This window comes from Intestinimonas sp. RTP31139st1_F5_RTP31139_211217 (assembly GCF_040226735.1).
Lineage (GTDB): Bacteria > Bacillota > Clostridia > Oscillospirales > Oscillospiraceae > Intestinimonas > Intestinimonas butyriciproducens.
Genome location: NZ_JBCOAQ010000001.1, coordinates 276,521 through 299,472 on the forward strand (window position 1 = coordinate 276,521; position 22,952 = coordinate 299,472).

24 protein-coding genes and 5 tRNA genes are annotated in these 22,952 nt (G+C 58.4%); 10 read left to right on the forward strand and 19 right to left on the reverse strand.

Annotated elements, in window-relative coordinates:
• Nucleotides 1–42 precede the first annotated feature (42 nt).
• The gene (locus ABUA09_RS01530; RefSeq protein ID WP_279204142.1) at nt 43–1,788 is read left to right on the forward strand and encodes a CvpA family protein; all 1,746 of its coding nucleotides are present in this window, start codon (nt 43–45) and stop codon (nt 1,786–1,788) included.
• Between the two features lie 129 nt (nt 1,789–1,917).
• Here the strand turns inward: ABUA09_RS01530 and ABUA09_RS01535 are convergent, their stop codons facing one another.
• From ABUA09_RS01535 to ABUA09_RS01580, 10 genes are all read right to left on the reverse strand, one after another.
• The gene (locus tag ABUA09_RS01535) at nt 1,918–3,333 is read right to left on the reverse strand and encodes an alanine/glycine:cation symporter family protein (protein WP_033118518.1); all 1,416 of its coding nucleotides are present in this window, start codon (nt 3,331–3,333) and stop codon (nt 1,918–1,920) included.
• 70 nt (nt 3,334–3,403) lie between these two features.
• The gene (locus ABUA09_RS01540; protein WP_033118530.1) at nt 3,404–4,090 is read right to left on the reverse strand and encodes a uracil-DNA glycosylase; all 687 of its coding nucleotides are present in this window, start codon (nt 4,088–4,090) and stop codon (nt 3,404–3,406) included.
• A gap of 111 nt (nt 4,091–4,201) precedes the next feature.
• Nucleotides 4,202–4,275 (reverse strand) — tRNA-Cys (locus ABUA09_RS01545).
• Nucleotides 4,276–4,315: 40 nt separating this feature from the next.
• Nucleotides 4,316–4,391 (reverse strand) — tRNA-Gly (locus ABUA09_RS01550).
• Nucleotides 4,392–4,488: 97 nt separating this feature from the next.
• Nucleotides 4,489–4,564: transfer RNA gene (locus ABUA09_RS01555), tRNA-Phe, on the reverse strand.
• A gap of 3 nt (nt 4,565–4,567) precedes the next feature.
• Nucleotides 4,568–4,644: transfer RNA gene (locus tag ABUA09_RS01560), tRNA-Asp, on the reverse strand.
• A gap of 27 nt (nt 4,645–4,671) precedes the next feature.
• Nucleotides 4,672–4,747, reverse strand: a tRNA-Val gene (locus tag ABUA09_RS01565).
• A 136-nt stretch (nt 4,748–4,883) separates the two neighbouring features.
• On the reverse strand, nt 4,884–5,768 hold the full coding sequence (hslO, locus tag ABUA09_RS01570; protein ID WP_227152126.1) for an Hsp33 family molecular chaperone HslO: 885 nt from the start codon (nt 5,766–5,768) through the stop codon (nt 4,884–4,886).
• On the reverse strand, nt 5,761–6,525 hold the full coding sequence (locus tag ABUA09_RS01575; protein ID WP_033118520.1) for a class I SAM-dependent DNA methyltransferase: 765 nt from the start codon (nt 6,523–6,525) through the stop codon (nt 5,761–5,763). Before ABUA09_RS01575 ends, hslO begins: the two co-directional genes overlap by 8 nt.
• Complete coding sequence (locus ABUA09_RS01580; RefSeq protein ID WP_033118521.1) at nt 6,522–6,839, reverse strand: YerC/YecD family TrpR-related protein; 318 nt, start codon at nt 6,837–6,839, stop codon at nt 6,522–6,524. Before ABUA09_RS01580 ends, ABUA09_RS01575 begins: the two co-directional genes overlap by 4 nt.
• A 141-nt stretch (nt 6,840–6,980) precedes the next feature.
• Between ABUA09_RS01580 and ABUA09_RS01585 the strand changes: the two genes are divergently transcribed.
• The 4 genes from ABUA09_RS01585 to ABUA09_RS01600 all read left to right on the forward strand — a co-directional run bounded on the left by ABUA09_RS01585 (nt 6,981) and on the right by ABUA09_RS01600 (nt 11,808).
• Nucleotides 6,981–7,643, forward strand: a complete 663-nt coding sequence (locus tag ABUA09_RS01585; RefSeq protein WP_143433266.1) for an RsiV family protein — start codon at nt 6,981–6,983, stop codon at nt 7,641–7,643.
• A 96-nt stretch (nt 7,644–7,739) separates the two neighbouring features.
• Nucleotides 7,740–9,014 (forward strand): adenylosuccinate synthase, encoded by a 1,275-nt coding sequence (locus ABUA09_RS01590; protein WP_033118522.1) that lies wholly within the window; start codon nt 7,740–7,742, stop codon nt 9,012–9,014.
• A 414-nt stretch (nt 9,015–9,428) separates the two neighbouring features.
• A complete protein-coding gene (locus tag ABUA09_RS01595) occupies nt 9,429–10,772 on the forward strand; it encodes a short-chain fatty acid transporter (RefSeq protein ID WP_075703927.1) in 1,344 nt (447 codons plus the stop codon).
• A 202-nt stretch (nt 10,773–10,974) separates the two neighbouring features.
• Nucleotides 10,975–11,808, forward strand: coding sequence for a hypothetical protein (locus tag ABUA09_RS01600; RefSeq protein ID WP_033118524.1), 834 nt, complete (start codon nt 10,975–10,977; stop codon nt 11,806–11,808).
• A 77-nt stretch (nt 11,809–11,885) separates the two neighbouring features.
• Here ABUA09_RS01600 and ABUA09_RS01605 read toward each other — a convergent pair whose 3' ends face one another.
• The 3 genes from ABUA09_RS01605 to ABUA09_RS01615 all read right to left on the reverse strand — a co-directional run bounded on the left by ABUA09_RS01605 (nt 11,886) and on the right by ABUA09_RS01615 (nt 14,248).
• A complete protein-coding gene (locus ABUA09_RS01605) occupies nt 11,886–13,097 on the reverse strand; it encodes a BMP family ABC transporter substrate-binding protein (RefSeq protein ID WP_058117769.1) in 1,212 nt (403 codons plus the stop codon).
• Between the two features lie 217 nt (nt 13,098–13,314).
• The gene (deoC, locus tag ABUA09_RS01610; RefSeq protein ID WP_058117770.1) at nt 13,315–13,980 is read right to left on the reverse strand and encodes a deoxyribose-phosphate aldolase; all 666 of its coding nucleotides are present in this window, start codon (nt 13,978–13,980) and stop codon (nt 13,315–13,317) included.
• Between the two features lie 52 nt (nt 13,981–14,032).
• Nucleotides 14,033–14,248 (reverse strand): helix-turn-helix domain-containing protein, encoded by a 216-nt coding sequence (locus ABUA09_RS01615; protein ID WP_033119025.1) that lies wholly within the window; start codon nt 14,246–14,248, stop codon nt 14,033–14,035.
• Between the two features lie 76 nt (nt 14,249–14,324).
• Here ABUA09_RS01615 and ABUA09_RS01620 point away from each other — a divergent pair, with 76 nt between their 5' ends.
• Nucleotides 14,325–14,597 carry a hypothetical protein gene (locus ABUA09_RS01620; protein ID WP_033119024.1) on the forward strand — a complete coding sequence of 91 codons (273 nt, stop codon included), beginning with the start codon at nt 14,325–14,327 and terminating at the stop codon, nt 14,595–14,597.
• On the opposite strand, the gene ABUA09_RS01625 is transcribed toward ABUA09_RS01620, so the two are convergent.
• The 5 genes from ABUA09_RS01625 to ABUA09_RS01645 all read right to left on the reverse strand — a co-directional run bounded on the left by ABUA09_RS01625 (nt 14,584) and on the right by ABUA09_RS01645 (nt 18,317).
• Nucleotides 14,584–15,708 carry a DUF362 domain-containing protein gene (locus tag ABUA09_RS01625; RefSeq protein WP_058117771.1) on the reverse strand — a complete coding sequence of 375 codons (1,125 nt, stop codon included), beginning with the start codon at nt 15,706–15,708 and terminating at the stop codon, nt 14,584–14,586. The genes ABUA09_RS01620 and ABUA09_RS01625 overlap by 14 nt on opposite strands.
• A gap of 28 nt (nt 15,709–15,736) precedes the next feature.
• Nucleotides 15,737–16,717 (reverse strand): MBL fold metallo-hydrolase, encoded by a 981-nt coding sequence (locus tag ABUA09_RS01630; RefSeq protein ID WP_033119022.1) that lies wholly within the window; start codon nt 16,715–16,717, stop codon nt 15,737–15,739.
• Nucleotides 16,718–16,880: 163 nt separating this feature from the next.
• Complete coding sequence (gene rbr, locus ABUA09_RS01635; RefSeq protein WP_033119021.1) at nt 16,881–17,414, reverse strand: rubrerythrin; 534 nt, start codon at nt 17,412–17,414, stop codon at nt 16,881–16,883.
• Between the two features lie 73 nt (nt 17,415–17,487).
• Nucleotides 17,488–17,859, reverse strand: a complete 372-nt coding sequence (locus ABUA09_RS01640) for a desulfoferrodoxin family protein (RefSeq protein WP_033119020.1) — start codon at nt 17,857–17,859, stop codon at nt 17,488–17,490.
• Nucleotides 17,860–17,930: 71 nt separating this feature from the next.
• Complete coding sequence (locus ABUA09_RS01645) at nt 17,931–18,317, reverse strand: Fur family transcriptional regulator (protein WP_081959972.1); 387 nt, start codon at nt 18,315–18,317, stop codon at nt 17,931–17,933.
• A gap of 188 nt (nt 18,318–18,505) precedes the next feature.
• Between ABUA09_RS01645 and ABUA09_RS01650 the strand changes: the two genes are divergently transcribed.
• The 4 genes from ABUA09_RS01650 to alr all read left to right on the forward strand — a co-directional run bounded on the left by ABUA09_RS01650 (nt 18,506) and on the right by alr (nt 22,126).
• Nucleotides 18,506–18,880, forward strand: a complete 375-nt coding sequence (locus ABUA09_RS01650; protein ID WP_033119018.1) for a hypothetical protein — start codon at nt 18,506–18,508, stop codon at nt 18,878–18,880.
• A 122-nt stretch (nt 18,881–19,002) separates the two neighbouring features.
• Nucleotides 19,003–20,052 (forward strand): D-alanine--D-serine ligase VanG, encoded by a 1,050-nt coding sequence (vanG, locus tag ABUA09_RS01655; RefSeq protein WP_033119017.1) that lies wholly within the window; start codon nt 19,003–19,005, stop codon nt 20,050–20,052.
• Entirely contained in the window at nt 20,049–20,591 is a 543-nt protein-coding gene (locus tag ABUA09_RS01660) for a M15 family metallopeptidase (RefSeq protein ID WP_279204746.1), read from the forward strand. Before vanG ends, ABUA09_RS01660 begins: the two co-directional genes overlap by 4 nt.
• Entirely contained in the window at nt 20,588–22,126 is a 1,539-nt protein-coding gene (alr, locus tag ABUA09_RS01665) for an alanine racemase (protein ID WP_279204748.1), read from the forward strand. The genes ABUA09_RS01660 and alr overlap by 4 nt, the downstream gene beginning before the upstream one ends.
• A gap of 169 nt (nt 22,127–22,295) precedes the next feature.
• Here alr and ABUA09_RS01670 read toward each other — a convergent pair whose 3' ends face one another.
• Nucleotides 22,296–22,934, reverse strand: coding sequence for a GNAT family N-acetyltransferase (locus tag ABUA09_RS01670; protein WP_058117775.1), 639 nt, complete (start codon nt 22,932–22,934; stop codon nt 22,296–22,298).
• Nucleotides 22,935–22,952: the final 18 nt, after the last annotated feature.

Consider the following 22,952-nt stretch of genomic DNA (forward strand, 5'->3'; position numbering starts at 1 on the left):
GGTATACTATTGACGATTCATTATTATTTTAAAGGAGCTACTATGGAAAACAAAAAGCAGCGAGGGCCTAAAAGCAAGCTCGGCGCCGTCCTTCAGAGCCTGCTGATCACCGCCGTGGTTGGTTTCATCTACTTTTATGTCTCCCTCCCCGCGCTCAACCTCCAGGACAGCAATTTCTACGTGTTTGTTTTTGTGCTCTGCCTGGTCTTTGTGATCTCGGCGCTCTTCACCACCGGCTTTCACATGGACCCGGGCGGCGGACTCAAAGAATACTTCCGCTTCATCAAGTCCCAGTGTCTGCCGGTGGGTATTCTCATGGCCGCTCTCATCCTGGTCGGCGTGGTAGGCAGTGTGATTTCCATGCCGCTGTTTCGCGCCAGCGCTTATCGGCAGCTTCTCCAGGTGGAAGAGGGCGATTTTTCAACAGATGTAAAGGAAATTTCCTTTAATGAAATTCCTCTGCTGGACGAGGACTCCGCCCGATATCTGAGCACCACACAGATGGGTACCATTCCCGACATGGCCAGCCAGTTTGAGGTGGCCTACGACTCCACCCAGATCAACTATCAGGGCAGTCCCGTCCGTGTGGCCCCCCTGGAATACGCCGATCTTATTCGGTGGTTCACCAACCGCTCCAACGGTCTGCCCGCTTACATTGTGGTGGATATGGTCTCCCAGGAGGTCAAGGTGGTCCGCCTTCCCGATGGCCAGGGAATCAAATACTCCCCTTCCGAGCCTTTGAATCGCAACGTGATGCGCCATCTGCGCTTTCAGTATCCCACCTTTCTTTTCGCCACCCCCTCTTTTGAGATTGACGAGTCCGGCAATCCCTGGTGGGTCTGTCCCCGTGTGGTCAAGACCATCGGTCTTTTTGGAGGCACGGATATCCGGGGAGCGGTGCTCATGGACGCTGTTACCGGCGAATGCTCCTACCATGAAGAGGTCCCGCAGTGGGTGGACAGAGTTTACCTCGCCTCTCTCATCATGGAGCAGTACGACTATTACGGCACGCTGGTCCACGGGTTCATCAACTCCGTGTTCGGCCAGCGGGACGTGAAGATCACGACCGAGGGCTATAACTATATTGCGCTCAACGACGACGTATATATGTACACCGGCGTCACCTCCGCTACCAGCGATCAGTCGAATCTGGGCTTTCTCCTGTGCAACCAGCGCACCAAAGAGACCAAATTCTACACCATTCCCGGTGCCACCGAGCAATCTGCCCGGGCTTCCGCCGAGGGGATGGTCCAGGATCAGGGCTACCGTTCCACCTTCCCGCTCCTGCTCAATATTTCCGACCAGCCCACCTACTTCATCGCCCTGAAGGACGACCGGCAGTTGGTAAAAAAATATGCCATGGTCAATGTGGGGCAATTCAATCTGGTGGGCATCGGCGACACTGTGGCGGCCTGTGAGCAGGATTATCTGCGCCTGCTGGGTGAAAAGGGCATTGCCGCTCCGGAAGAACGGATCGAGACCCAGGTCTCGGGTACGGTAGCGGAGATCCGATCCGCCGTGCTGGACGGTACCACCTATTACTTCATCCGTCTGGAGGGCGAGGAGGTATTCTATTCCCTGTCCGCCGTGCAGAATCCGGTGGCTGTTCTTCTCAACGCCGGGGACCTCGTCACGATCGACCACGCCCCTCAGGCCGAGGGGGAGTCCTCCTCCATTCTAGACGGCTACACGCTCACTGTGGAGGGGAAAGCCGCCCCGGAGCCCTCCTCTGTACCGGAGGCGGGTTCCGGGACGGAGGACTGGGCCGAGGTGCCTATTCTCTCTTAGCGTTTCTCTTTTGCCAAGCAAACACGCCCAGGACTGCCATTCCGGCGGTCCTAGGCGTTTCTTTTCCCTTCGGATGGCACGCCGCCGCGTATCTCTTTCTCTCTTTCAGATGCACCCGCAATACTCGTGCTATCTTCCGGAAACGCCTCCCTGGCCTTTTCGGGCCTTTTTCTGCCGCAGCGACCACTGAAAAATCATCCGCAGGGCCTCCGGCGACAGGAGCAGCAGCGCGGCCAGATTGGGCAGAGCCATCATACCGTTGCAGATGTCCGCCACCTGCCACACGCGTCCCACGTCTCCCACGCTGCCCGCCACGACAAAGAGAAGGAATACCATTCGATAGCACCCAACCCACCGGTCGCTGCCTGTAAGATATGCAAGACCCCTCTCCCCATAATAGCTCCAGCCCAGGAGTGAGGAAAAGGCAAACATCAGAAGGCACACCGCCACAAAGGGGCCGCCCCAGGCCCCCATGACAGTGGAAAATGCCGCGGCGGAGAGCGCAGAGCCCAGCATGGAGCTGTCCACGCCTCCACTTTGAATGGCCAGAAGCGCCGCTGTCTCGTCATAGACGCCCGAGGTCAGAATGACCAGCGCCGTTACCGTACAGACCACCAGCGTCGCTACAAAGACCTCAAACGCACCCCACATCCCCTCTTCCGCCGGCTCTTCCACATCCGCCGCGGCATGGGCCATAGCGGAGGAGCCCAGACCCGCCTCATTGGTGAACACTCCCCTGGCCACACCGAAGCGCATGGCGGAGGCCATGGAATAGCCCAACGTCCCCCCCAGCGCGGCTTTGGGCGCAAAAGCGCTCGCCACAATTCGGGAAAGGGCGGCCGGAACGGCCGTAGCGTGGACCCACAGCACAGCGGCCCCGCCCGCCAGGAACAGAACCGCCATGGCGGGCACCAGCTTTTCGCTGACCCTTCCAATGCGGCCGATCCCGCCCAGGATCACCAGCCCCGTAAGCAGGGCGGTGACCGCACCCACGGCCAGCCGGTCCCAGCCGAACGCCGCCTCCAGGGCGGTGGCAATGGAATTTGCCTGCACCATATCTCCCCCGCCGATGGAGGCGCAGACACAGAAGAGAGAGAAGGCCAGCGCCAGGCCCCGAAGTCCCAGGCCCTTTTCCATATAATCCATGGGGCCGCCCTCCCAGCCCCCGTTTTTCCCACGGTGGCGGTAGCGGACGGCCAACGTCTTTTCCGCACACCCGGTCATCATCCCCAGGAACGCCGAAATCCACATCCAGAAGACAGCCCCCGGTCCCCCGTAAAAAATCGCGGTGGCCACACCTGCGATGCTGCCCGTACCAATGGTGGAGGCAAGCGCCGTAGACAGGGCCTGAAATTGGGTGATCCCTTCCGCCTCCCCCCCGCGCTTCGAGTGCAGAAGAGACCCTACCGTAGCGCGCATCCAGAGCCGGAACTCAAAAAGCTGGAAGAATCCGCTGCGTATGGAGTAATAGAGCCCCAACAGCAAGAAGGCACCCAAAAGCCATGGATTCCAGATCCAATCACCCAGGCGCTCCAAAAAAGACATGTCCGCATACCCCCTCGTACAAGGGGTATGCGGACCGGCCCCCAAAGATGCGCTTGATCCCTCCGCCGTGCTACAGGCTCCAGTCGATCTCTTCCCCGCCTTTTTCCCGCAGGAAGGCATTGACACGGCTGAATGGCCGGCTGCCGAAGAATCCTCTGCCCGCAGACAGCGGGCTTGGATGTGCGCTGACGAACACGCCTGCCCCCGAGCGCGGAATCCCCGCTCCCGCAGCGGTGTTTTGAGCATGGCCGCCCCACAGGAGATAGGCCACCGGCTGCGGAAGTGCCCGGGTAAGCCGGAGGGCCTGCGCGGTAAACTGCTCCCAGCCCCAGCGGCCATGGCTGCCCGCAGCCCCCTCATACACGGTGAGCGTCGTGTTGAGCAGCAGCACACCCCGATCGGCCCATACAGACAGATCTCCGGCTCCATGAGAGGGCGTTACCCCTACATCCTCTCTCAGTTCCTTCAGGATGTTCTGTAAAGAGCGCGGGAGCGGACGAATTCCCTCCCGCGCGGAAAAGGCCAGTCCATCGGCGTGTGCCTTTGTAGGATAGGGGTCCTGGCCGAGGATGACTGCCCGAACCCGCTCCGGCGGTGTACGAGAAAACGCACGGAAGAGCGCCTCCCTGGGCGGAAATACCCTGGGATCCCCACGGGAATAGGCCGTATCAACCCGTTCGGCCAGCCGGAGGAAATACTCCTTTTTATACTCCTCCTGCAACAGCGGTCCCCACTTGCCCAGTCCTTCCAGCTCCATGCCCGCTCCCCCTCCCGCATCAGATCAGGCTCATCTGACATCCACCCGCAGAATAAACCCCACGCCCGCATGAAAAGAAAGACGCCTGCCCGAAGCAGACGTCTTTCTTTTTGGAGGCGCCACCCAGACTCGAACTGGGGGTAAAGGTTTTGCAGACCTCTGCCTTACCACTTGGCTATGGCGCCATATGGATAGCAGGAGCAAAACGCTCCTGCTATCATTTGCTGGAGCAGGTGACGAGGCTCGAACTCGCTACCTCCACCTTGGCAAGGTGGCGCTCTACCAGATGAGCTACACCTGCAAATCACAGTCTATCTTATGCATGTGATCTGCCATTGATACTGCAAAAGAGGGAAAGTTCCCCCGGAGGATACACAGCGTATCCTCCGGAGAAGCCTTGGTGCCTCCGGCCGGAATCGAACCAGCGACACGGGGATTTTCAGTCCCCTGCTCTACCAACTGAGCTACAGAGGCAAATGGCGACGCGGAAGGGACTTGAACCCTCGACCTCCGGCGTGACAGGCCGGCGTTCTAACCAACTGAACTACCACGCCATTTGACACTTTGGGTTTATCAACCCATGGTGGGAACAACAGGGCTCGAACCTGTGACATCATGCTTGTAAGGCATGCGCTCTCCCAGCTGAGCTATGCTCCCCTGTTGGCCATTCTTTTCAGACGGCGAAAGTTATTATACTAAACCAGCCTCAATCTGTCAACACTAATTTGACCATTTTTTGAGATTTTTTTCTCATGCCGCGGAAAAGGTCCTTCCGCGGCATGAGAGCTTTCTGCTACGCCTTGGTCGCCTCCTGCAAGATTGTCTTCAACTCCTCTTTTGAGAAGTGATAAACCGCGTCGCAGAACTGGCAGGTGAGGTCCGTCTCCCCCTGCTCTTCGATCATATGCTCCAATTCGTTTCTGCCCAAACTGATCAGGGCCCTGGACACCCGCTCCCGGCTGCAATAGCACCGGTAGGACACCGGCACGCTCTCCAGCAGCTCCGCTCCCATCCCCTCCAGCAGCTGCTCCAGAAGGGTCTGCGCGTCGGCGCCGCGGTTGAGTACATCTGTCACCGGTCCCAGCCTGCCTACAGCACCCTCCAGCCGGCCCGCCACAGCGTCGTCGGCACCGGGCAGGAGCTGCACGATATAACCACCGGCGCAGAGGACGGATTGATCAGTATTGATCAAGACGCCCAGACCACAGGCGGTGGGGATCTGCTCACTGACCGCAAAATAAGACGTGAGATCCTCCGCGATCTCCCCACTTACCAGCTCCACGCTGCCCACATAGGGTTCTTTGAGCCCAATGTCCTTGATGACCGTGAGATACCCGTCTGTTCCCACGGCAGAGCCCACATCAAGCTTCGCAGGCGCCTTCCGGGGCAGATCCACCTGCCCGTTCTGGAGGTAGCCCCTGGCATTCCCATGGCTGTCCGCCACAGCTGTAATACTGCCCAGGGGGCCTCCGCCCTGAATGCGCAGGGTGACTGAGCCGTCCTCCGTCTTCAGATCCGAGCCCATCATGGCGCATCCCATCAAGGTGCGTCCCAAGGCGGCGGTCGCCACAGGCAGCGTCTTGTGGATCTGCCGTGCCCGCTCTGCCATATCTTTTCCGGTTATGGCCACGGCCCTCACCGTGCCATCGGCTGCAATCATGCGTACGATCTCATCCATGGATCTCTATCATTTCCTTTCGCGCTGCAAAAAATATACGCTGCTCATCCTCGCCGGGCGGGCGTAACTTCAGTTCGCCGTACTGCCGCACCTTGGAAAATCCCGCTCCATAGAGGTAGGCTTCCAGCTCCTCCAGCTCATAAGCCCGTTCTTCATGGACCTCCTCCTCCCGGCGCCAGAGGCCGCCTTCCTCCCGGAAGAAGAGGTCCATTCCGTAGGTGCAGATCTTTCTCCGTTCAGACCAGTCCGCCCGCCAGACACAGTAAGTGTCCTCTGTCTCGTCAAGAAATATGCCCCCGTCTAGTCCCCGCAGCTTCCCCGGCGCGTTTATGTCGAAGAGGAACAGTCCGCCCGGCATCAGAAAAAGATGCACCCGATCAAACGCCCGGCGCAGATCGGCCGGGCGGGTTACATAGTTGACGCTGTCCAGACAGCAGATACAGGCGTCGATGGTGCCGTACAGATCCAACTCCTGCATGGACTGCTGGAGAAAGATCGGGGCTTCTCCCCTTACCTGTCGGCCCTTTTCCGCAGCCACGGCCAGCATATCCTGAGATTGATCCACGCCGATCATCTCGTAACCCCGTTCCGCCAGCAGACATGTCATCTCCCCTGTCCCACAGGCCAAATCCAGCACGGTATGAATGGGAATGGGGCATTTCTGGAATTGCTTTTCGATATAATCCGCCCACCGACGATGGTCCACGTCAGCGGTAAGGGCATCGTACCGGGCCGCCAGGGCCTCATAGCTGCTCATTCGTCCTCCTGTTCATACCTCTTCCGGATCTCCTTGGCGCGGGGCAGTACATTCTTGTAGCCGTCCGCGCCGTAGTTCAGCGAGCGGTTGACTCGGCTGATGGTGGCGCTGCTGGCCCCGGTGCGTTCCAGAATATCATTGTAGATCATCCCATCGCTGAGGAGGAGCGCCACCTCAAACCGCTGCTCCATGGCCCTCAGCTCCGCCACCGTGCAGAGATCTTCAAAAAATTTCTTGCACTCGTCCAGATCCTTTAGGGTCAGGATGCTCTCGTAAAGCAGGTCGCCATGCTCCTTATCGGCTTTTTTCGTCATAATTGGGAAGACACCTCTTTCATTATCCTTGGCATCGAGCCGCTTCTATTTTACCACTGTGAAGTATGAAAGTAAAGGATGATTTCCAGATTTTCACCACTTTCTACGCGCCACATAGGATAGAAACGAGGTGGTTAAGTTATGTGGAAATCACAGCATTGGACGCAGACGTTGGAGCATGAGGGGGAGCCGGTGCTCTCCCTCTCCCAAGCCCTGCCCCTTCCGGTTGAGGAAAGGCGTCCAGACCGCCGGATGGAACGGTATTACCGGCATCTGGGAGAGCTCTGGAAAAACCGCTGGGCCGCCGTCCTCTACCCCCGTGCCTGTGCCGCCCTCCAGGAGGCCAGAGCCGGCTCCCGTCCCTTCCTGCCCTGGGAGGCGGAGCTGGTCTATCATGTCACCTTGGAGCGTGACGGCCTCTCCAGCCTCTATGTAGATGTGACCGAGCGTCAAAACGGCACCCGCCCTCTCACAGTCCGCACCGCAGAGACGTGGGAACTTCGATCAGGCACGCCCAAGACCCTCTCTGAATTTTTCCCGCCCCGTCTGTTTTGGAAAAAACCGATCATCGAAGCGCTGCAACATCAGGCTCTGGACCGCCTCCAAGGGGGAGAGTCCCTTCTTTTTGAGGATGTAGAGACCAGAGTGGCCTCTTATTTTTCTACAAAGCGGTTTTACCTTACAGAAGAAGGCTTATCCCTCTTCTACCCCATGTGGTCCCTGGGTTCCCCCGCAGAGGGTATCCCCGTCTTTCTCCTGCCGCTCCCCACTTCCCTACAAAAACTTTCCCCAGAAAAATCCTGAAAAATACTTTAATTGGCTAATTCTTTCTTGCATCCCGGTCCACATTAGTATATAATACCTCAGTTCTCAGAATGAAAAAACACAGGAGGAATCATTATGGTCAGAGCAATCGTCGGAGCCAACTGGGGCGACGAGGGCAAGGGCAAGATCACCGATATGTTCGCTGAGGAATCCGACGTTGTCGTACGGTTCCAGGGCGGTGCCAATGCCGGCCATACCATCATCTGTGACTATGGGAAGTTCGCCCTGCACCAACTTCCGTCGGGCGTGTTTTATCCCCACATCACCAATATCATCGGAAATGGCGTTGCACTGGATGTGCCGAAATTTTTAGAAGAGTTGGAACACCTGGAGGCGGGAGGCGTCCCCGCCCCCCACATCATCATCTCCGAACGGACCCAGGTGCTGATGCCTTACCATGTGCTCCAGGATCAATATGAAGAGGAGCGGTTGGGCGGTCATGCGTTCGGTTCCACCAAGTCCGGAATCGCCCCCTTCTACTCCGACAAATATGCCAAATATGGCATCCAAGTCTGCGAGCTCTTTGATGAAAAGAGGCTGATGGAGCGTCTGGAGCAGGTCTGCCAAATCAAGAACGTGCTCTTTGAACATCTCTACCATAAGCCGCTTTTGGACCCCAAAGCGCTCTTCCAGCAGCTTATGGGTTATCGTGAGCAGATCGCCCCTTATGTCGGCAATGCCCTGACCTTTGTGAAGGGAGCCCTTGCGGATGGGAAAAAGGTCCTGCTGGAAGCGCAGTTGGGCGCCATGAAGGACCCGGACTTCGGCATCTATCCGTTCACCACCTCCTCCCATACGCTGGCCGCCTTTGGCTGTATGGGCGTAGGCGTCGCGCCCAGCGACATCCAGACTATCACGGCCGTTACCAAAGCCTATTCCAGCGCTGTAGGCGCGGGCGCCTTCGTGTCCGAGCTTTTCGGGGATGAGGGCGATGAGCTGCGCCGTCGGGGCGGAGACGCGGGTGAATACGGTGCCACCACCGGGCGTCCCCGGCGGGTGGGCTGGTTCGATACCGTGGCCACCCGTTACGGCTGCATGGTACAGGGGGCCACCGAAGTTGCCCTCACTGCGGTGGATGTGCTGGGCTATCTGGATGAAATCAAGGTCTGCACCGGCTATGAGATCGACGGTAAGGTCACTCGTGATTTTCCCGTTACCCGCCTGCTGGAACAGGCAAAGCCGGTCTATACCACGCTGCCCGGCTGGAAGTGCGACATTCGCGGCGAAATCGACTACGCCAAATTGCCCCAGGCGGCCAAAAACTATGTGGACTTTCTTGAGGGGGAGATCGGCGTTCCCATCACACTCGTCTCCACCGGTCCCAAGCGTCACGAAATTGCCCGTCGCTGATTAAAATCTCTTTCTTTTGAAACGTGCAGAGGTTTTTCTCTGCACGTTTTTCTATTCCGCCCGCAAGCATCCCCTCTCGCCGCTCCGTTTTGTCTGCAATTCCCTGTTAATATTGGTACTACCATTTTAAAATTTAATTTTTTGTCACTTTTTTCGTCAAAAAAGTTCTGTTTTTTATATGTTTAAAATGACGGTTTATTGTTCCGCGAACCAGAACGCAAGTCTTTCATCTTTCTTTCCATTTACTGAAAAAAACCTTGTATCCATTGCACTGCAATCTATTTTCCGTTTCATCCTCGTGTCTTCCTCCCCTCGGTTGACAAACTATATTTTTCGTATATAATGTAGTCCGTAATTGTGAACAAATTGTGTTGGGATTCGTTCACAATCAGTTTTGTAAGGAGGGAAAAACGCATGTTCAAAAAGTTTACCAATGGCTGCGTACGCGTAGTCAACCGATGGCTGCCGGATCCGTTCCTGTTCGCCATCATCCTGACCATCGTGGTGTTTATCGGCGCCATGATCGGTACGCAGCAGACTCCTATGGCTCTTGTCGATGCCTGGGGTAACGACAAGGGCTTCTGGGGGCTGCTGTCCTTCTCCATGCAGATGGCCCTGGTTCTGGTCCTCGGCTCTGCCATGGCGTCCGCCAAGGTCTGTAAAAGAGTCCTAGGCGCCATTGCCTCTCTGGCCAAGGATAAAAAGAGCGCCATCCTCATCACCACCTTCGTGTCCACCGTCTGCTGCTGGCTCAACTGGGGCTTCGGCCTCATCGCCGGCGCTCTGCTTGCCAAAGAGATCGCCCGTCGGGTCCGTGACGTGGACTATCCGCTGCTCATCGCCTCCGCCTATTCCGGCTTTGTGATCTGGCACGCCGGCCTTTCCGGTTCCATTCCTCTGCAGCTCTCCAGCACCACCGAGATTCTGGGGGTGGCCTATCAGGCTCCCACCACGGCTACCATCCTTCATCCTATGAACCTCATCATGTGCCTTGTCATTCTGGTGCTGATGCCTTTTGTCAACTATGCCATGCATCCTGATGCCGCACACACCATCGTCGTGGACCCCGCCCTCCTCGTGGACGAGGAAGAGAAATCGTATGTCGTTGACACCCCTGCCGCAAAAATCGAGCACAACAAGATCCTGTGGATCATCACGCTGGTGCTCGGTTTTGCCTACATCGTCTATTACTTTGTAAATAATGGCTTCAACCTGGGGCTCAATATCGTCAACATGATTTTCATGTTCTTGGGCATCCTGCTCCACGGCGACCTGCGGAAATATGTAGACGCCATCGGAGAGGCCGCCTCCGGTGCCGCCGGTATCCTGCTCCAGTTCCCCTTCTATGCCGGCATCATGGGCCTGATGGTGGCCGCCAACAGCGACGGCGTTTCTTTGGCCTCCATTATTGCCAACTTCTTCACCAACATCTCCAATAACGTCACCTTCCCCATGCTCACCTTCCTGTCCGCCGGCATCGTAAACTTCTTTGTCCCCTCCGGCGGCGGCCAGTGGGCTGTGCAGGCTCCCATCGTGATGCCCGCTGCCACCGAAATGGGCATCGATTATGGCCGTGCCGCCATGGCCATTGCCTGGGGCGATCAGTGGACCAATATGATCCAGCCTTTCTGGGCCCTGCCTGCCCTGGGGATCGCCGGGCTGTCCGCCCGCAACGTAATGGGTTACCTTGTCATCGTTCTTCTCTTTACCGGCGTGGTTGCCTGCCTGGGCTTCCTGGGCTGGGCGATGTTCTTCTAACTCGACGATCGGGTCCGAAAGGAGCCCGCACGATGGATCTCGTGCGGGCTCCTCCTTTTTATCCCCGCGCCGTACACCACTTTCCGCAGCGCACACGGCGCACCAATCCGCCTCTAAGACATAGAATGGGATGGAAGCCCCAGGCAGAGGGAACAGCCTCTCTGCCTTCCCCATCCTGACACTATTCTTAGGAGGTATTGCAATGCCTGAAAAGGTCGTGCCCGGTCCCGTGCAGGATGCCGCCTGTATCCGGGAGGCCGTGTGCATACACACGAAAAAGATTTATGATAGCTGCCGCGATAAGGACTGTATCGAAGATCTTCGCTTCTACCCCACGCAGAGCTCTCAATGCGCCATTGACCGCGCCATCAGCATCAAGGCCGGAACCGCGGAGCTGTTGTACGTGTACATCGATGTGGAGCCAGTCGGCTTTAACCGCGGCTTCTATACTGTAGACGTCCGCTATTTCTACCGCGTAACCGCGGATGCCTTTGTGGGCGCCGCCCGTCCTGTGGAGATCTGCGGCCTTGCCGTTTTTGACAAGCGCGTCATTCTCTTCGGCAGCGAGGGTAACGCCAAGATTTTCAGCTCTGAAGCCGCCTTTGAGGCGCTGGACGAGCAGAACATCCGCAAGAGCAACCTGCCTACCGCTGTTGTGGAGGCCGTAGATCCCATCGTGCTCAATATGAAGCTGGTGGACGTCTGCGAGTGCCGTCCCTGTGACTGCGAGCTCACCGAGATCCCGCCCTGCATCTGCGCCTGCTTCGGCAGCGACCTGTGCTTCGGCGGCGAGGGCAAGCGGGTCTATGTCACCCTGGGTCAGTTCTCCATCATTCGCCTGGAGCGCGAGACTCAGCTTCTGATGCCGGTGTATGATTACTGCATGCCCGACAAGGAGTGCGCCTGCGGCGGCGGCGAGGATGACCCCTGTGAGATTTTCCGCCACGTCAAATTCCCCGTGGATGAGTTCTTCCCCCCCAATACCATCGCCTGCGGAGACGCTTTCCGCGACGTGCAGTCCGGCTGCTGCAAATAATCCCGCCCCTATTCTCCACATGCAAAAAGGAGGAGACGCCCGAAAGGCGTCTCCTCCTTTTCATGAAAAAGCGGATTTTAGATGACGTTCAGGTTCACATTGGACCACTCGGTGGTCTCCAGCTTAGTGAAGTCGTTGTCCACCACCAGGGTGCCATCCAGCACTTCCTGATACAGAGCCTCGTACTCCTCCACGGGGTAATTCTCCAGGCTCCAGGTGTCGGTGGGAAGACCAACGGAGTTCTCGTTAACGCCCAGAGAGGTCGCCACGCCGCCGATCTCGGAGAAGGTGCCGTCATAGACCTTGGCCACGGCCCATTCGACAGCGTCGGAAAGGCCCTTCATGGCGGAGGTGATGACAGTGTCGGACTGGCTGGACTGATCTACGTCCACGCCGACCACAAACCCGTCGTTGGCGGAAGCAGCAGCGGCGATGGACTGGAACATGGAGCCGCCGCAGGCAAAGATGACCTCGGTGCCGCTCTCATACCAGCCATTGGCCATGGTCTGCAGCTCAGGAGAGGCGCTGAAGCTGGAGCCGTACTCCCAAGAGTAGTTCATATCCACGGTAACGCCCATGTCCGCCGCAGCGGCGTTGGCGCCCTGGACAAAGCCATAGCCGTAACGGCAGCAGGCATCGTTGGTGCCGCCGCCGCCGCCGGAGAAGCCCAGCTTGGTGAAGCCGTCCTTCACAACGGCATAGCCGGCGAAGTAGCCGCACTGCTCTTCCTTAAAGGCCACAGCCGCCACATTGGTCAGGGTATTGCCGGCCTCATCGGAGAGGGGATAACCATCGATAAAGACAAAGGGGGTGTCGGGGAACTCGGCAGCTGCCTTCTTCAGGGCGTTCTCCTGCATAAAGCCGGCGGCCACAACCACCTTGGCACCGGCGTCAACGGCGGCCTTCATGGCGTCGTAACGGTCGTCGTCGGTGGCCTCGTTGCCGTTGGCGGGCTGATAATACTTGTAGCTCAGTCCATTGGCGACGGCGTACAGCTTCACGCCGTCAAAAGTGCCCTGGTTGAAGGATTTGTCCTTGAGCTGGCCCACATCGGTGATAAAAGCGACCTCATAAGTACCGTCGGCAGAGGTCATGCTGTCCTCGATCTCGTCCGGATTGGTGACTGCCTCAGGGGCGGTGGTATCGGCGGGGGCAGAGGTGTCGGCGGGAGCGCTGGTGTCCGCAGGGGCGGGCGTGGGAGTGCTGGCGCTATTGCCGCCGCAGGCCGCCAGCGAGAAGACCATTGCACCAGCCAGAACAAGAGCGGAGAGTTTCTTAAAATTCTTCAAACTGATCTACCTTCCTTTCAAAATCAATGCCCGGTACGGTACAGACGTTACGATAAGGTCCATTCCTCCGAGCACGGGCTTATTATAACGCACATTTTACCAAAGCGCAACTGCAATTTCGCCATTATCAAAAAAAGTTTACAGAATTGTTTCAAAAGTATTAACCGCATTAAGGGACCGGCTCCGGTTTCTCCTGAACCGCAGCCGGTCCTGCCATTCAATATCCTTCCCCTTGCTGTCCCTTCACCAGCTTGACGATCCGGGACGTTCCCAGACGGTCCGCGCCCAGCGCCAGAAAGTCCTCCGCGTCCTGAAGAGTGGAGATGCCGCCTGCCGCCTTGATCTTCACGCCAGATCCGATGTGCCTGGCGAAGAGGGCCACATCCTCCCGGGTGGCCCCGCCGGTGGAAAAGCCGGTAGAGGTCTTGATATATTCCGCGCCCGAGGCGGTGACGATCTCGCACATCTTGATCTTCTCCTCCTCCGTGAGCAGGCACGCCTCCACGATGACCTTTAATATCCTTCCCTGACAGGATGCCTTGACGGCTTTGATCTCTGTGAGCAGGTCCTCCCAGCGCCGGTCCTTCACCCAGCCGATATTGATGACCATATCGATCTCGTCGGCCCCGTTGCGGATGGCGTCCTCCGTCTCAAATACCTTGACGGCAGTGGTGGAATAGCCATTGGGGAACCCGATGACCGTGCAGATCTTCAGCGCGTTGCCCACGTGCTCCGCCGCCCGGCGCACATAGGCGGCGGGAATGCAGACCGAGGCGCAGCGGTATTTGAGGCCGTCGTCGCAGACCTCCCTGATCTGTTCCCAGGTAGACTCCTGCTTGAGCAGGGTATGGTCGCAGTGGGCCAGGATTTTCTCGGTATCCATGGTGATACTTCCTTTCCGAATCGGTTTCCGCCCTTACGGGCGGCGCTCTGTCCTATTTCCGCTCCCGCAAATCGGACCGCCCCACGAGGTAGTCCAGGGAAACGTCAAAAAAGTCAGCAATAATAATCAGCCTTTTAAATGTTGGATATCCTTCCCCGTACTCGTAAAGCTGATATGCACGCAGGGTCAGCCCAACTATTTTCGCCAGTTCCTCCTGCGTAAGCTTTTTTTCTTCTCTTAGCTCCTTTAATCTGTCTGGAAAAGACATTTTATGCACGCTCCTCTTGACATGCAGAATTTATTCATATATAATTACGTAGAAATTCTACATATGAGGTGAAGTCATGGACAAGCTTCTGCAAAGCCTGCTGCGGGAGTGGGATTATCTGCTCCAGCTTCAGGATGAGACGCTGAAGGCGCTGCCGGAATACCCCCTGGTCTACTCGGAATACACACGTTTGGCTGACGAGCTGGAGCAGCAGTTGGGCGAGGCGGGAAACAAAGCACTTTACCGGCGCTATGAGGGCGCACATTCCGCTTACCTCGCGCTGTGCGAGCGCGCCTCCCTGCTCTGCGGCGCCCACACGGCCCTGCGGCTGCTGCTCACACTGTTATGAGCGTATAAGAGCGGCTCCCCAGGCCGATTTTCTCCGCATGCTCCAGACAGCTCTCCCACTCGGCTTCTGGTGTGGTGTTGATGAAATGGTCGTGGTGGTCTACGAACCCCTCCTCATGCATCCGGTCGTCCAGCAGACTGCCAGGCATGACGGGAAGCTTGAGGCAGGCGTCGGCACAGGCCTGGTCCAGCGCCACCGGGTCGAAAGAGGCAAACATGCCCACATCGGGCAGGATGGGCGTATCGTTTCCGTCGTGGCAGTCGCAGTATGGGGAGATATCGATGACCAGACTGATGTGGAACTGCGACCGGTCCTGCACCACAGCCTTGGCGTACTCCGCCATTTTACGGTTGAGCTCGGCATTGGCCGCGTCGTCGGGGGTGCGGATGGCGTCAAAATTACACGCGCCGATGCAGCGCCCGCAGCCCACGCATTTCTCCTGGTCGATGCCGGCCTTACCGTCCTCGCCGTAGGAAATGGCGTCCTGACCGCACTCCCTGGAACATCTCCGGCAGCCCACGCAGCGGCTCTGACGCACCAGGGGTTTGCCCGCATTGTGCTGCTCCATCTTGCCTCTCCGGCTTCCGCAGCCCATGCCGATATTTTTGATGGCCCCGCCGAACCCTGTGGCCTCATGGCCCTTGAAATGGGTCAGGCTGATAAACACATCCGCGTCCATAATGGCCCGCCCGATCTTGGCGGTCTGGATATACTCCGCCCCCTCCACAGGGACCTCCACATCGTCGGTGCCCCGCAAGCCGTCGCCAATGATGACATGACAGCCGGTGGAAAAGGGTGAAAAACCGTTTTCATAAGCGGCCTCCATGTGCTCCAGGGCGTTTTTCCTGCGCCCGGGATACAGGGTGTTGCAGTCGGTGAGGAACGGCACCCCGCCCAGAGACTTCACCACGTCGGCCACCACCTTGGCATAGTTGGGCCTGAGATAGGTGAGATTGCCCGGCTCGCCGAAGTGGAGCTTGATGGCCACCAGCTTCTTTTCCATGTCGATGTCCCCGATGCCCGCTCTGCGGATCAGTTTTTCCAGCTTGCGCAGCAGATTGGTGCCCACCGGGGCCCTGAGATCAGAGAAATATACCTTCGATTGTTCCAATGTTGTGTCCCTCGTTTCTTTTCGTCTCTCAGACGGCGAAATAGGCCGCCTTTCCGCCCTGGAGCTCCTTGCGTATGCGTCCCTGCACCATCAGGTGATCCAGATGGGACATACACTCCCCCACTGCGAACCACTTCTGCGCCACCGGGAAGGTGTCCCAGGAGCTGGCACGGATCTTCCATGTCATTTTTCCCGCCAGGAAATAGGCCGGCTGGCCCGGGTGGTTCTTTACCGCGGAAAAGGCCTCCTCCAGGCGGCGCTTATGGTGCTCGAGGAGTTGGTCGATCCGCAGGCGCATATCTCCGCCCCGGCGATGACCGGGCAGGGCCAATTTCACGTCATATGCCCTGATCTTCTCCAGGCTCCTGAGATAGGACCCAAGGGCGTCCGGCATCCGTGGCCAGGCGGTAATATTGGGCGTGATATCAAAAAGCACGTGGTCTCCCAGGAACATGCAGCCCTCCCGTTCCATCCAGAAGCACATCTGGCCCGGGGTGTGCCCGGGCATCAGCAGGCACTGCAGCCGGTAGTCCCCGGCCTCCAGCACATCGCCGTCCTCCAGGCTGGAATAATGTCCCCCGGTGGGTGGAGCCATGGAGCGGGCGGGATTCTTGTCCCTGATCTGCATCATCATGGAGATGGGAAATCCCTCTTCCCGGAACCGGTTGTCCGCCTCTTCCCAGTACTTCTGGCGCTCCGCCATGTTGTCCAGCGTGAGACGGTCCACCGAGCTGACAAAGATCGTTCCCGTCTCCCCCGCCGCCTCCGGAGCCAGTCCCGCGTGGTCCGAATGCAGGTGTGTCAGCAGCACGTCCACATCTCCACGGCGCAGCCCCAGCTCTCTCAGCCCCGCGAAGAGGGCCTCCCGGCAGGCCGGCTGGCGGAACCCCGTGTCGATGAGCAGATTACGGTCCTTCCCCCGAATCAGATAGGCGTTGAGCTCCTTGAGCGGATTTCCCGGCAGGGGAACGGGAATCCGATGGATATTTTGCATGATTTCCTCCGGCATGAGGCACCTCCCAATTAAAGTGTTCTATTTTTAGATATGTATAAACATACCACATCCTTCTCCAAAAGGAAAGGGTGGAATTGCCCGAAAAGCTCCCCTCGCCGCGATAAAAGGTGGCCCGCCGCAGTATGCGGCGGGCCACCCGTATGGATGATGCTGCAGATCAATAATTCTCAGCCTTGATCTCAAAATAGGCGCGGGGATGACCGCAGACGGGGCAGACCTCAGGGGCCTCTACGCCGTACTCCAGGTGTCCGCAGTTGCGGCAGTACCACACCTTGACCTCAGCTCTCTTGAACACCTCGCTGTTGGAGAGGTTCTCGGCCAGCTTCACATAGCGGTCCTCATGGCTCTTCTCGATCTTGGCCACAGCGGCAAACGCATCGGCCAGAGCGTGGAAGCCTTCCTCACGGGCGGTCTCGGACATCTCCTTGTACATCTCGGTCCACTCTTCATGCTCACCCTCGGCAGCGGCCAGCAGGTTCTCAGCCGTGGTGGCGATGCCGCCCAGAGCCTTGAACCAGAGCTTGGCGTGCTCCTTCTCATTGCCGGCGGTCTCCTCAAAAATAGCTGCGATCTGCTCGTAGCCCTCCTTGCGGGCTACGCTGGCAAAATAAGTATATTTGTTGCGGGCCTGGGACTCCCCGGCGAATGCTTTCCACAGATTGGCCTCCGTCTTGCTGCCTTTCAGTTCCATATGATATAAATCTCCCTTCATCAAAATATCTATTTTTTATGTACCAGTTCGGCGCACCGCGCCGCAGGACGCCTTATTCCTCGCCCTTCCAGAAGCCGTGGAGATTGCAGTACTCGTAAGCGGTCACAGGCTCGCTGCTTCCCACCTTCAGGACAGGCTCGTCACCGGGCTTGGGCAACTGGAAGGTCACCTTATTGCCGCTGACAGCCGCAATGATCTGGATATAGTGCTCAGGGAGCATGGGGTGAATGGTGGAACCCACCTGCACGGTCACATGCGCGCCGTCACGGGTGATCTGGGGAACATGTTTCTCCACAGCGCCGTCGGTGACGTTGGCCTTCAGCTCCTGCATGGGCTCGCCGCAACAGACCAGAGGCACACCCTTATCCACCAGTTTGAACGCGATATTGCCGCAGTGCGCACAACGATAAAGTTTCAGTTCCATGGCAACATAACCTCCTAAAAAAATTTTTGTGTTTTAACACAATCTAATTTTACCATATTCTGTATTGGAAATCAATGCTTTTCGACACAATGGGCACAGATTCCGGAAAAGACCACCTCATGGCGCTCTACCTCATGCCCGCTGCACCTGGCCGCCTCCTCGTCCAACCCATGGTCGTACTCCAAGCCCTCCAGGTCGTATACGCCTCCGCATTTGCGGCAGCGGAAATGTGGATGGGGCTCCTTAACGGCGTCATATCGCTCCACCGGAAAGGGCATCCGCACAATGATTCCTTCCTCTGAGAGCAGGTTCAGGTTTCGGTAGACCGTACCTAAGCTCAAATTGGGGTTTTCCGGCTTGAGCCAGCTATAGATCATCTCCGCAGTGGGATGCTGATCCGTATGCAACAGGCACTGATAAATCAGTTCTCTCTGTCGAGAATATCGTTTGCCGCTCATGCTCATCTCCTCTTCTCAATAATCAGTAATTGTTCCTTTTACTGCGTTAAGTATAACAGTAATTATTCTCGATTGCAAGCCTTTTTTCAAATCTTTTAAAAAATTTTTCCGGGCGTAAGGACACGGCGTACGCACATAATAAGACACGGATGGAATCCTATTTTTTGTATGATGCAGGAGGCAATGATATGAAGCGCAATCAAATCGCTCTGGTCTGTGGTCTGGCGCTGATCGGTGCGCTGGCCGGATGCAGCAAAAATGAGACACCCAAAGTGACTCCCACGCCCACTACGGCCCCCACCGCCACCGTAGCCCCGGAACCCACCCACGCGCCGACCACGGAACCGGTGAATCCCACCGATACCGTAGCCCCCACCGACCATTACGACGCCAATGCCGACGGGCAGGTGAGCGGCGGAACCACCAATCCTGAGACCGGCGTGGGCGATGCCGCCCGGAATGCCGTGGATCAGGCGGGTAATGTGGTCGGCGGCGCGGTACGGGGCACCGGCCGCGTCATCGAGCGCGTGGGCGAGGATATCGCCGACGCCGGCAGACGATAACGCAGTCTTACAGGACGTCTTTCGATTTCTGAAATGAATTTGTCAGGAATCTGACTGCTCCGCTTAAAAACACCTCCTTTCTGTTGGATTATGATAGTTCCAACAGTTAGGAGGCGTTTTTTATGTCAAAATGCAGGCTGGCCGTTCTCTTTGGCGGCTGCTCCCCGGAGTATCGCGTGTCCCTCCAATCGGCCCATGGGGTGCTCACACACCTGGACCCGCAGAAATATGAGCCCGTCCCCCTTGGCATCACCCGGGATGGGCGCTGGTTTCTCTACACCGGCCCCTATGATGCGCTGCCGGACGACACCTGGCACCTGGGCCCCTGCTGTGTCCCCGCCGTCCTCTCACCGGACCGGGAGCTCCATGGGCTGCTGCTTCTGAACGCCGCAGGGCCCTCCACGCTGCGGCTGGATGCCGCGCTTCCCGTCCTTCACGGCCGCAACGGCGAGGACGGTACCGTGCAGGGCCTGCTGGAACTGGCCGGTATCCCGGTGGCAGGCTGCGGCGTACTCTCCTCCGCTCTATGCATGGACAAGGAGCTCGCCCATCAGGTGGCGCGTGCCTCGGGTGTGGAGGTCCCCCGCTCTGTGGTTTTCCGTGCGGGGGAGGACTTTGTCCTACTGCGCCAGAGGACTGCCGCGCTTTCCTGGCCCCTTTTTGTAAAGCCCGCCCGGGCCGGCTCCTCCTTCGGCGTAACCCGTGTTACCGCCCAATCCGAACTCTTCGCCGCCGTTTCAGCCGCGCTGGAGCGAGACGACAAAGTGGTCGTTGAGGAGGAAGTCTCAGGATTTGAAGTCGGCTGTGCCGTATTGGGGGACCGGGACCTCACGCTGGGCCGCCCCGATGAGATCGAACTCCAGAAAGGCTTTTTCACCTACGATGAGAAATACCATCTCATCACCGCCAGAATCCACACGCCTGCCAGAATCTCTCCGAGTCAGGAACAGGCCGTGCAGGCGCTCTCGTCCAAACTCTACCGCGCGCTTGACTGCCGCGGCATGGCACGGGTGGATCTCTTCCTTACGCCCGACGGACGGTTGATTTTCAATGAGATCAACACCATCCCCGGCTTTACGGCGCACAGCCGCTATCCCGCCATGATGGCTGCGGCAGGTCTCTCCTTCTCCCAGGTGCTGGACCGGCTCATCGAAACGGCGGTGGGCACATGAGCGGTTTTCTCGTACTGGTCAACCGGGAGCATCCCCTGTCTGCTCCTCCGCCCGCTTCGGCCCTGGTCCCTGCTCTTCCGGACCGGCCAGACGTGCTTCTCCTTCGCCCTGCGGCCGACGCACTTCGCCGCCTGCTCCAGGCGCTGGACACCGGGACCCGCATTGTCCCGGTAAGCGGGTGGCGCTCCCGTGCCGAACAGGAATCTCTCTGGGCATCGTCCCTCCGGGAAAACGGCCCGGCCTTTACCCAGACCTATGTGGCCCGCCCGGGGTGCAGTGAACACGAGACTGGACTCGCCATTGATCTGGGCGAAAATGTCCCTGAGCTGGATTTTATTCGCCTCTCCTTCCCCGATACCGGCATATGCGGAACGTTTCGGGCCCGGGCGGCGGAGTTTGGCTTTATTCTCCGCTATCCCAAGGGCAAGGAGGCCGTCACTGGAATTGGTTGGGAGCCCTGGCACTTTCGGTATGTGGGCGTCCCTTTTGCCCGCGAGATTGCAGACCGCGGCCTCACGCTGGAGGAGTATCTGCTATGAGCCGCTCTCCCCGCTCCGGGGGTCTGGACTGGTTCCGCCTGCCTGCCGCGCTGCTGGTCGTAGCCAACCACACCTCTCCGCTTCTCGCCTTTTCCCCCGAGGCCGATCATGTGCTGACCCAGATCCTGGCACGGGTGGCCGTCCCCTTTTTCCTGACCGTTTCGGGGTATTTTCTGTTGCCGAAGGCGGAACGGGAGGGCCGGCGCGCCGTGTGCCCCTTCCTCCGCCGGACGCTGCTTCTCTATCTGTGCGCCACACTTTTCTATCTGCCTCTCCAGCTCTATAAGGGACATCGTCCCGGCCTCCTTGGCGCGTTGCGCGGTTTCGCCCGCCTGACCGGCCTGACCACTCTGCTGATGTACAACGATTTTCTTCACTTTCTCGCCGTAGCTTGCCTCTCTCTGGCCGCCGGAGCACTGTTCTGCCGATTCCTGCGGCCGCGGCCATCCCCTGCTCCCGCCCGCTGCTGGGCCGAGATCGACCTCTCCGCCCTTCGGCATAACTTAGGGGCGCTCCGGGCTCGAATCCCGCCGGAGTGTGCCCTGATGGCCGTGGTCAAGGCGGATGGCTACGGCCATGGCGCCGTCCAAATCGCCCGTTTCTGTGCCGGGGAGGGTGTGGGCGCCTTCGCAGTGGCCACCGTAAATGAGGGGGCTACCCTGCGGCGTGCCGGGATCAAAGGTGATATTCTGGTGCTGGGGCGGACATTTCCTCCGGAATTCTCCGAAGCGCACCGCCGAAACCTCATCCTTACTGTTGCAGATCCCGTCCACGCCGAAGAGCTTGCCGCCTTTGGAAAATCCCTCCGGCTCCATGTGGCTGTGGATACCGGAATGCATCGTCTGGGATTTCCCTCTTCGGAGGTTGACGCGGTGGCTGCGGTATACCGGGCTCCCCGCCTGCGGGCAGAAGGTCTTTTCACCCACCTTTGTGCCGCGGACAGCGACACACCCTCCGACCGCGCATTTACTCACAGTCAGATCGACGCCTTTTTCGCGCTTGCAGCGAATCTGAAGGCCCGCGGGATCGATCCGGGCGTGCTCCATATCCAGGCCAGCGCCGGCATCTACTCTTGTCCGGCTCTCCCCTGTTCCCTTGTCCGCCCCGGACTGGCACTTTACGGGGTGGGCAGCTCCGGACTTCGTCCCGTACTCACACTGAAATGCAGGGTCGCGGCGATCCATGTCCTGGCCCCGGGCGATACGGCGGGCTATGGCCGGACCTTTACAGCCAGCCGCCCCACCCGTCTGGCCGTGCTCTCCATTGGCTATGCCGACGGCTTTCCCCGCGCATTGGGCGGACGGGGCCACGCGCTGATCGCCGGAAAAAGCGCGCCTATCGTGGGACGTGTCTGCATGGACCAGACTCTGTGTGATGTTACCGCTATCCCCGCCGCAGTGCCTGGATGTGAAGCCGTCCTCATCGGCTCCGGTCTGGACGCCGCAGCCGTGGCCGGCGCTGCGGAGACCATCCCCAATGAGCTTCTTTCACGGCTGGGCGTCAGGGTCCAGCGGGTCTATCGCATGCTCTCATAAAAACAACCCTGTTTTCTTCCCTGCCGGACGATACAGCCCTGCTGCCTAAGCGGGATTTCCGGGAAAGCATCACATGCGGATGGAACTTGCTCCGGCAGCTCCATCCGCATGTTTTTTGATCCATTACGCCCTGATCCAGGTCCGAAGGCCATATTCGCAAGGGGAGCTTCTATTGTCGGACCATGTTTACAAGCTCTAAAAACAGATCCTGACTGGGCAGCCACTTTTTCTCTCTCTCCGGAAATGTTCTGTCAAAGCGGGCCGCCGCCTCTGGATCGGTCCGGAATGCCTCCGATTCTAAAAAGCGGCCTTCCACCTTCTCTAATGCGCCCGGGCGCAGTTCCCGCCCTTGCAGGGCCGCCGCCCATTGCCCCTCTCCGTTTCGTATTCCAAACTGTTCACCGGGCAGAAAACCCAACCGACGATAATAAGAGGGGTCCCCATAGAGGAAAATGGAGCCAAAACCCATCTCGCTCGCCAGCGTGGTCACGCGCTCCACCAAGATGCGACCCACACCGTACCGCTGATATTCCGGTAGCACACCCAGCGGCCCGAGGCACAGCGTCTCCCATGCCGTTTCGCGTGCACTCACAATACGGGCATGGGTACACATAACGTTTCCCACCAGGCGCCCCTCCGCTTCGGCCACCAGGTCCAGCTCCGGAACAAAGTCCCGGTGTTTCCGCAAAATATGGGCCAGATAGTGCTCCTCACAGCCCGGCACATAAACATTCCAAAAAGCCTCCCGTAGCAGACACTCTACCGGTCTAGTGTCCTCCGGCCCCTCTTTCCTCAGTTTAACATCCAAGGCCATACCCTCCTCAGG

What these genes read in the sequence shown, in the direction of transcription:
- ABUA09_RS01650 (WP_033119018.1), top strand. Translation starts at nt 18,506, where the DNA reads ATGAAGCGCAATCAAATCGCTCTGGTCTGTGGTCTGGCGCTGATCGGT.
- ABUA09_RS01575 (WP_033118520.1), bottom strand. Translation starts at nt 6,525, where the DNA reads ATGAGCAGCTATGAGGCCCTGGCGGCCCGGTACGATGCCCTTACCGCT.
- ABUA09_RS01640 (WP_033119020.1), bottom strand. Translation starts at nt 17,859, where the DNA reads ATGGAACTGAAACTTTATCGTTGTGCGCACTGCGGCAATATCGCGTTC.
- ABUA09_RS01615 (WP_033119025.1), bottom strand. Translation starts at nt 14,248, where the DNA reads ATGTCTTTTCCAGACAGATTAAAGGAGCTAAGAGAAGAAAAAAAGCTT.
- deoC (WP_058117770.1), bottom strand. Translation starts at nt 13,980, where the DNA reads ATGGATACCGAGAAAATCCTGGCCCACTGCGACCATACCCTGCTCAAG.
- ABUA09_RS01590 (WP_033118522.1), top strand. Translation starts at nt 7,740, where the DNA reads ATGGTCAGAGCAATCGTCGGAGCCAACTGGGGCGACGAGGGCAAGGGC.
- ABUA09_RS01540 (WP_033118530.1), bottom strand. Translation starts at nt 4,090, where the DNA reads ATGGAGCTGGAAGGACTGGGCAAGTGGGGACCGCTGTTGCAGGAGGAG.
- ABUA09_RS01620 (WP_033119024.1), top strand. Translation starts at nt 14,325, where the DNA reads ATGGACAAGCTTCTGCAAAGCCTGCTGCGGGAGTGGGATTATCTGCTC.
- ABUA09_RS01530 (WP_279204142.1), top strand. Translation starts at nt 43, where the DNA reads ATGGAAAACAAAAAGCAGCGAGGGCCTAAAAGCAAGCTCGGCGCCGTC.
- ABUA09_RS01535 (WP_033118518.1), bottom strand. Translation starts at nt 3,333, where the DNA reads ATGTCTTTTTTGGAGCGCCTGGGTGATTGGATCTGGAATCCATGGCTT.
- ABUA09_RS01645 (WP_081959972.1), bottom strand. Translation starts at nt 18,317, where the DNA reads ATGAGCGGCAAACGATATTCTCGACAGAGAGAACTGATTTATCAGTGC.
- vanG (WP_033119017.1), top strand. Translation starts at nt 19,003, where the DNA reads ATGTCAAAATGCAGGCTGGCCGTTCTCTTTGGCGGCTGCTCCCCGGAG.
- ABUA09_RS01630 (WP_033119022.1), bottom strand. Translation starts at nt 16,717, where the DNA reads ATGCCGGAGGAAATCATGCAAAATATCCATCGGATTCCCGTTCCCCTG.
- ABUA09_RS01595 (WP_075703927.1), top strand. Translation starts at nt 9,429, where the DNA reads ATGTTCAAAAAGTTTACCAATGGCTGCGTACGCGTAGTCAACCGATGG.
- alr (WP_279204748.1), top strand. Translation starts at nt 20,588, where the DNA reads ATGAGCCGCTCTCCCCGCTCCGGGGGTCTGGACTGGTTCCGCCTGCCT.
- rbr (WP_033119021.1), bottom strand. Translation starts at nt 17,414, where the DNA reads ATGGAACTGAAAGGCAGCAAGACGGAGGCCAATCTGTGGAAAGCATTC.
- hslO (WP_227152126.1), bottom strand. Translation starts at nt 5,768, where the DNA reads ATGGATGAGATCGTACGCATGATTGCAGCCGATGGCACGGTGAGGGCC.
- ABUA09_RS01600 (WP_033118524.1), top strand. Translation starts at nt 10,975, where the DNA reads ATGCCTGAAAAGGTCGTGCCCGGTCCCGTGCAGGATGCCGCCTGTATC.
- ABUA09_RS01585 (WP_143433266.1), top strand. Translation starts at nt 6,981, where the DNA reads ATGTGGAAATCACAGCATTGGACGCAGACGTTGGAGCATGAGGGGGAG.
- ABUA09_RS01580 (WP_033118521.1), bottom strand. Translation starts at nt 6,839, where the DNA reads ATGACGAAAAAAGCCGATAAGGAGCATGGCGACCTGCTTTACGAGAGC.
- ABUA09_RS01660 (WP_279204746.1), top strand. Translation starts at nt 20,049, where the DNA reads ATGAGCGGTTTTCTCGTACTGGTCAACCGGGAGCATCCCCTGTCTGCT.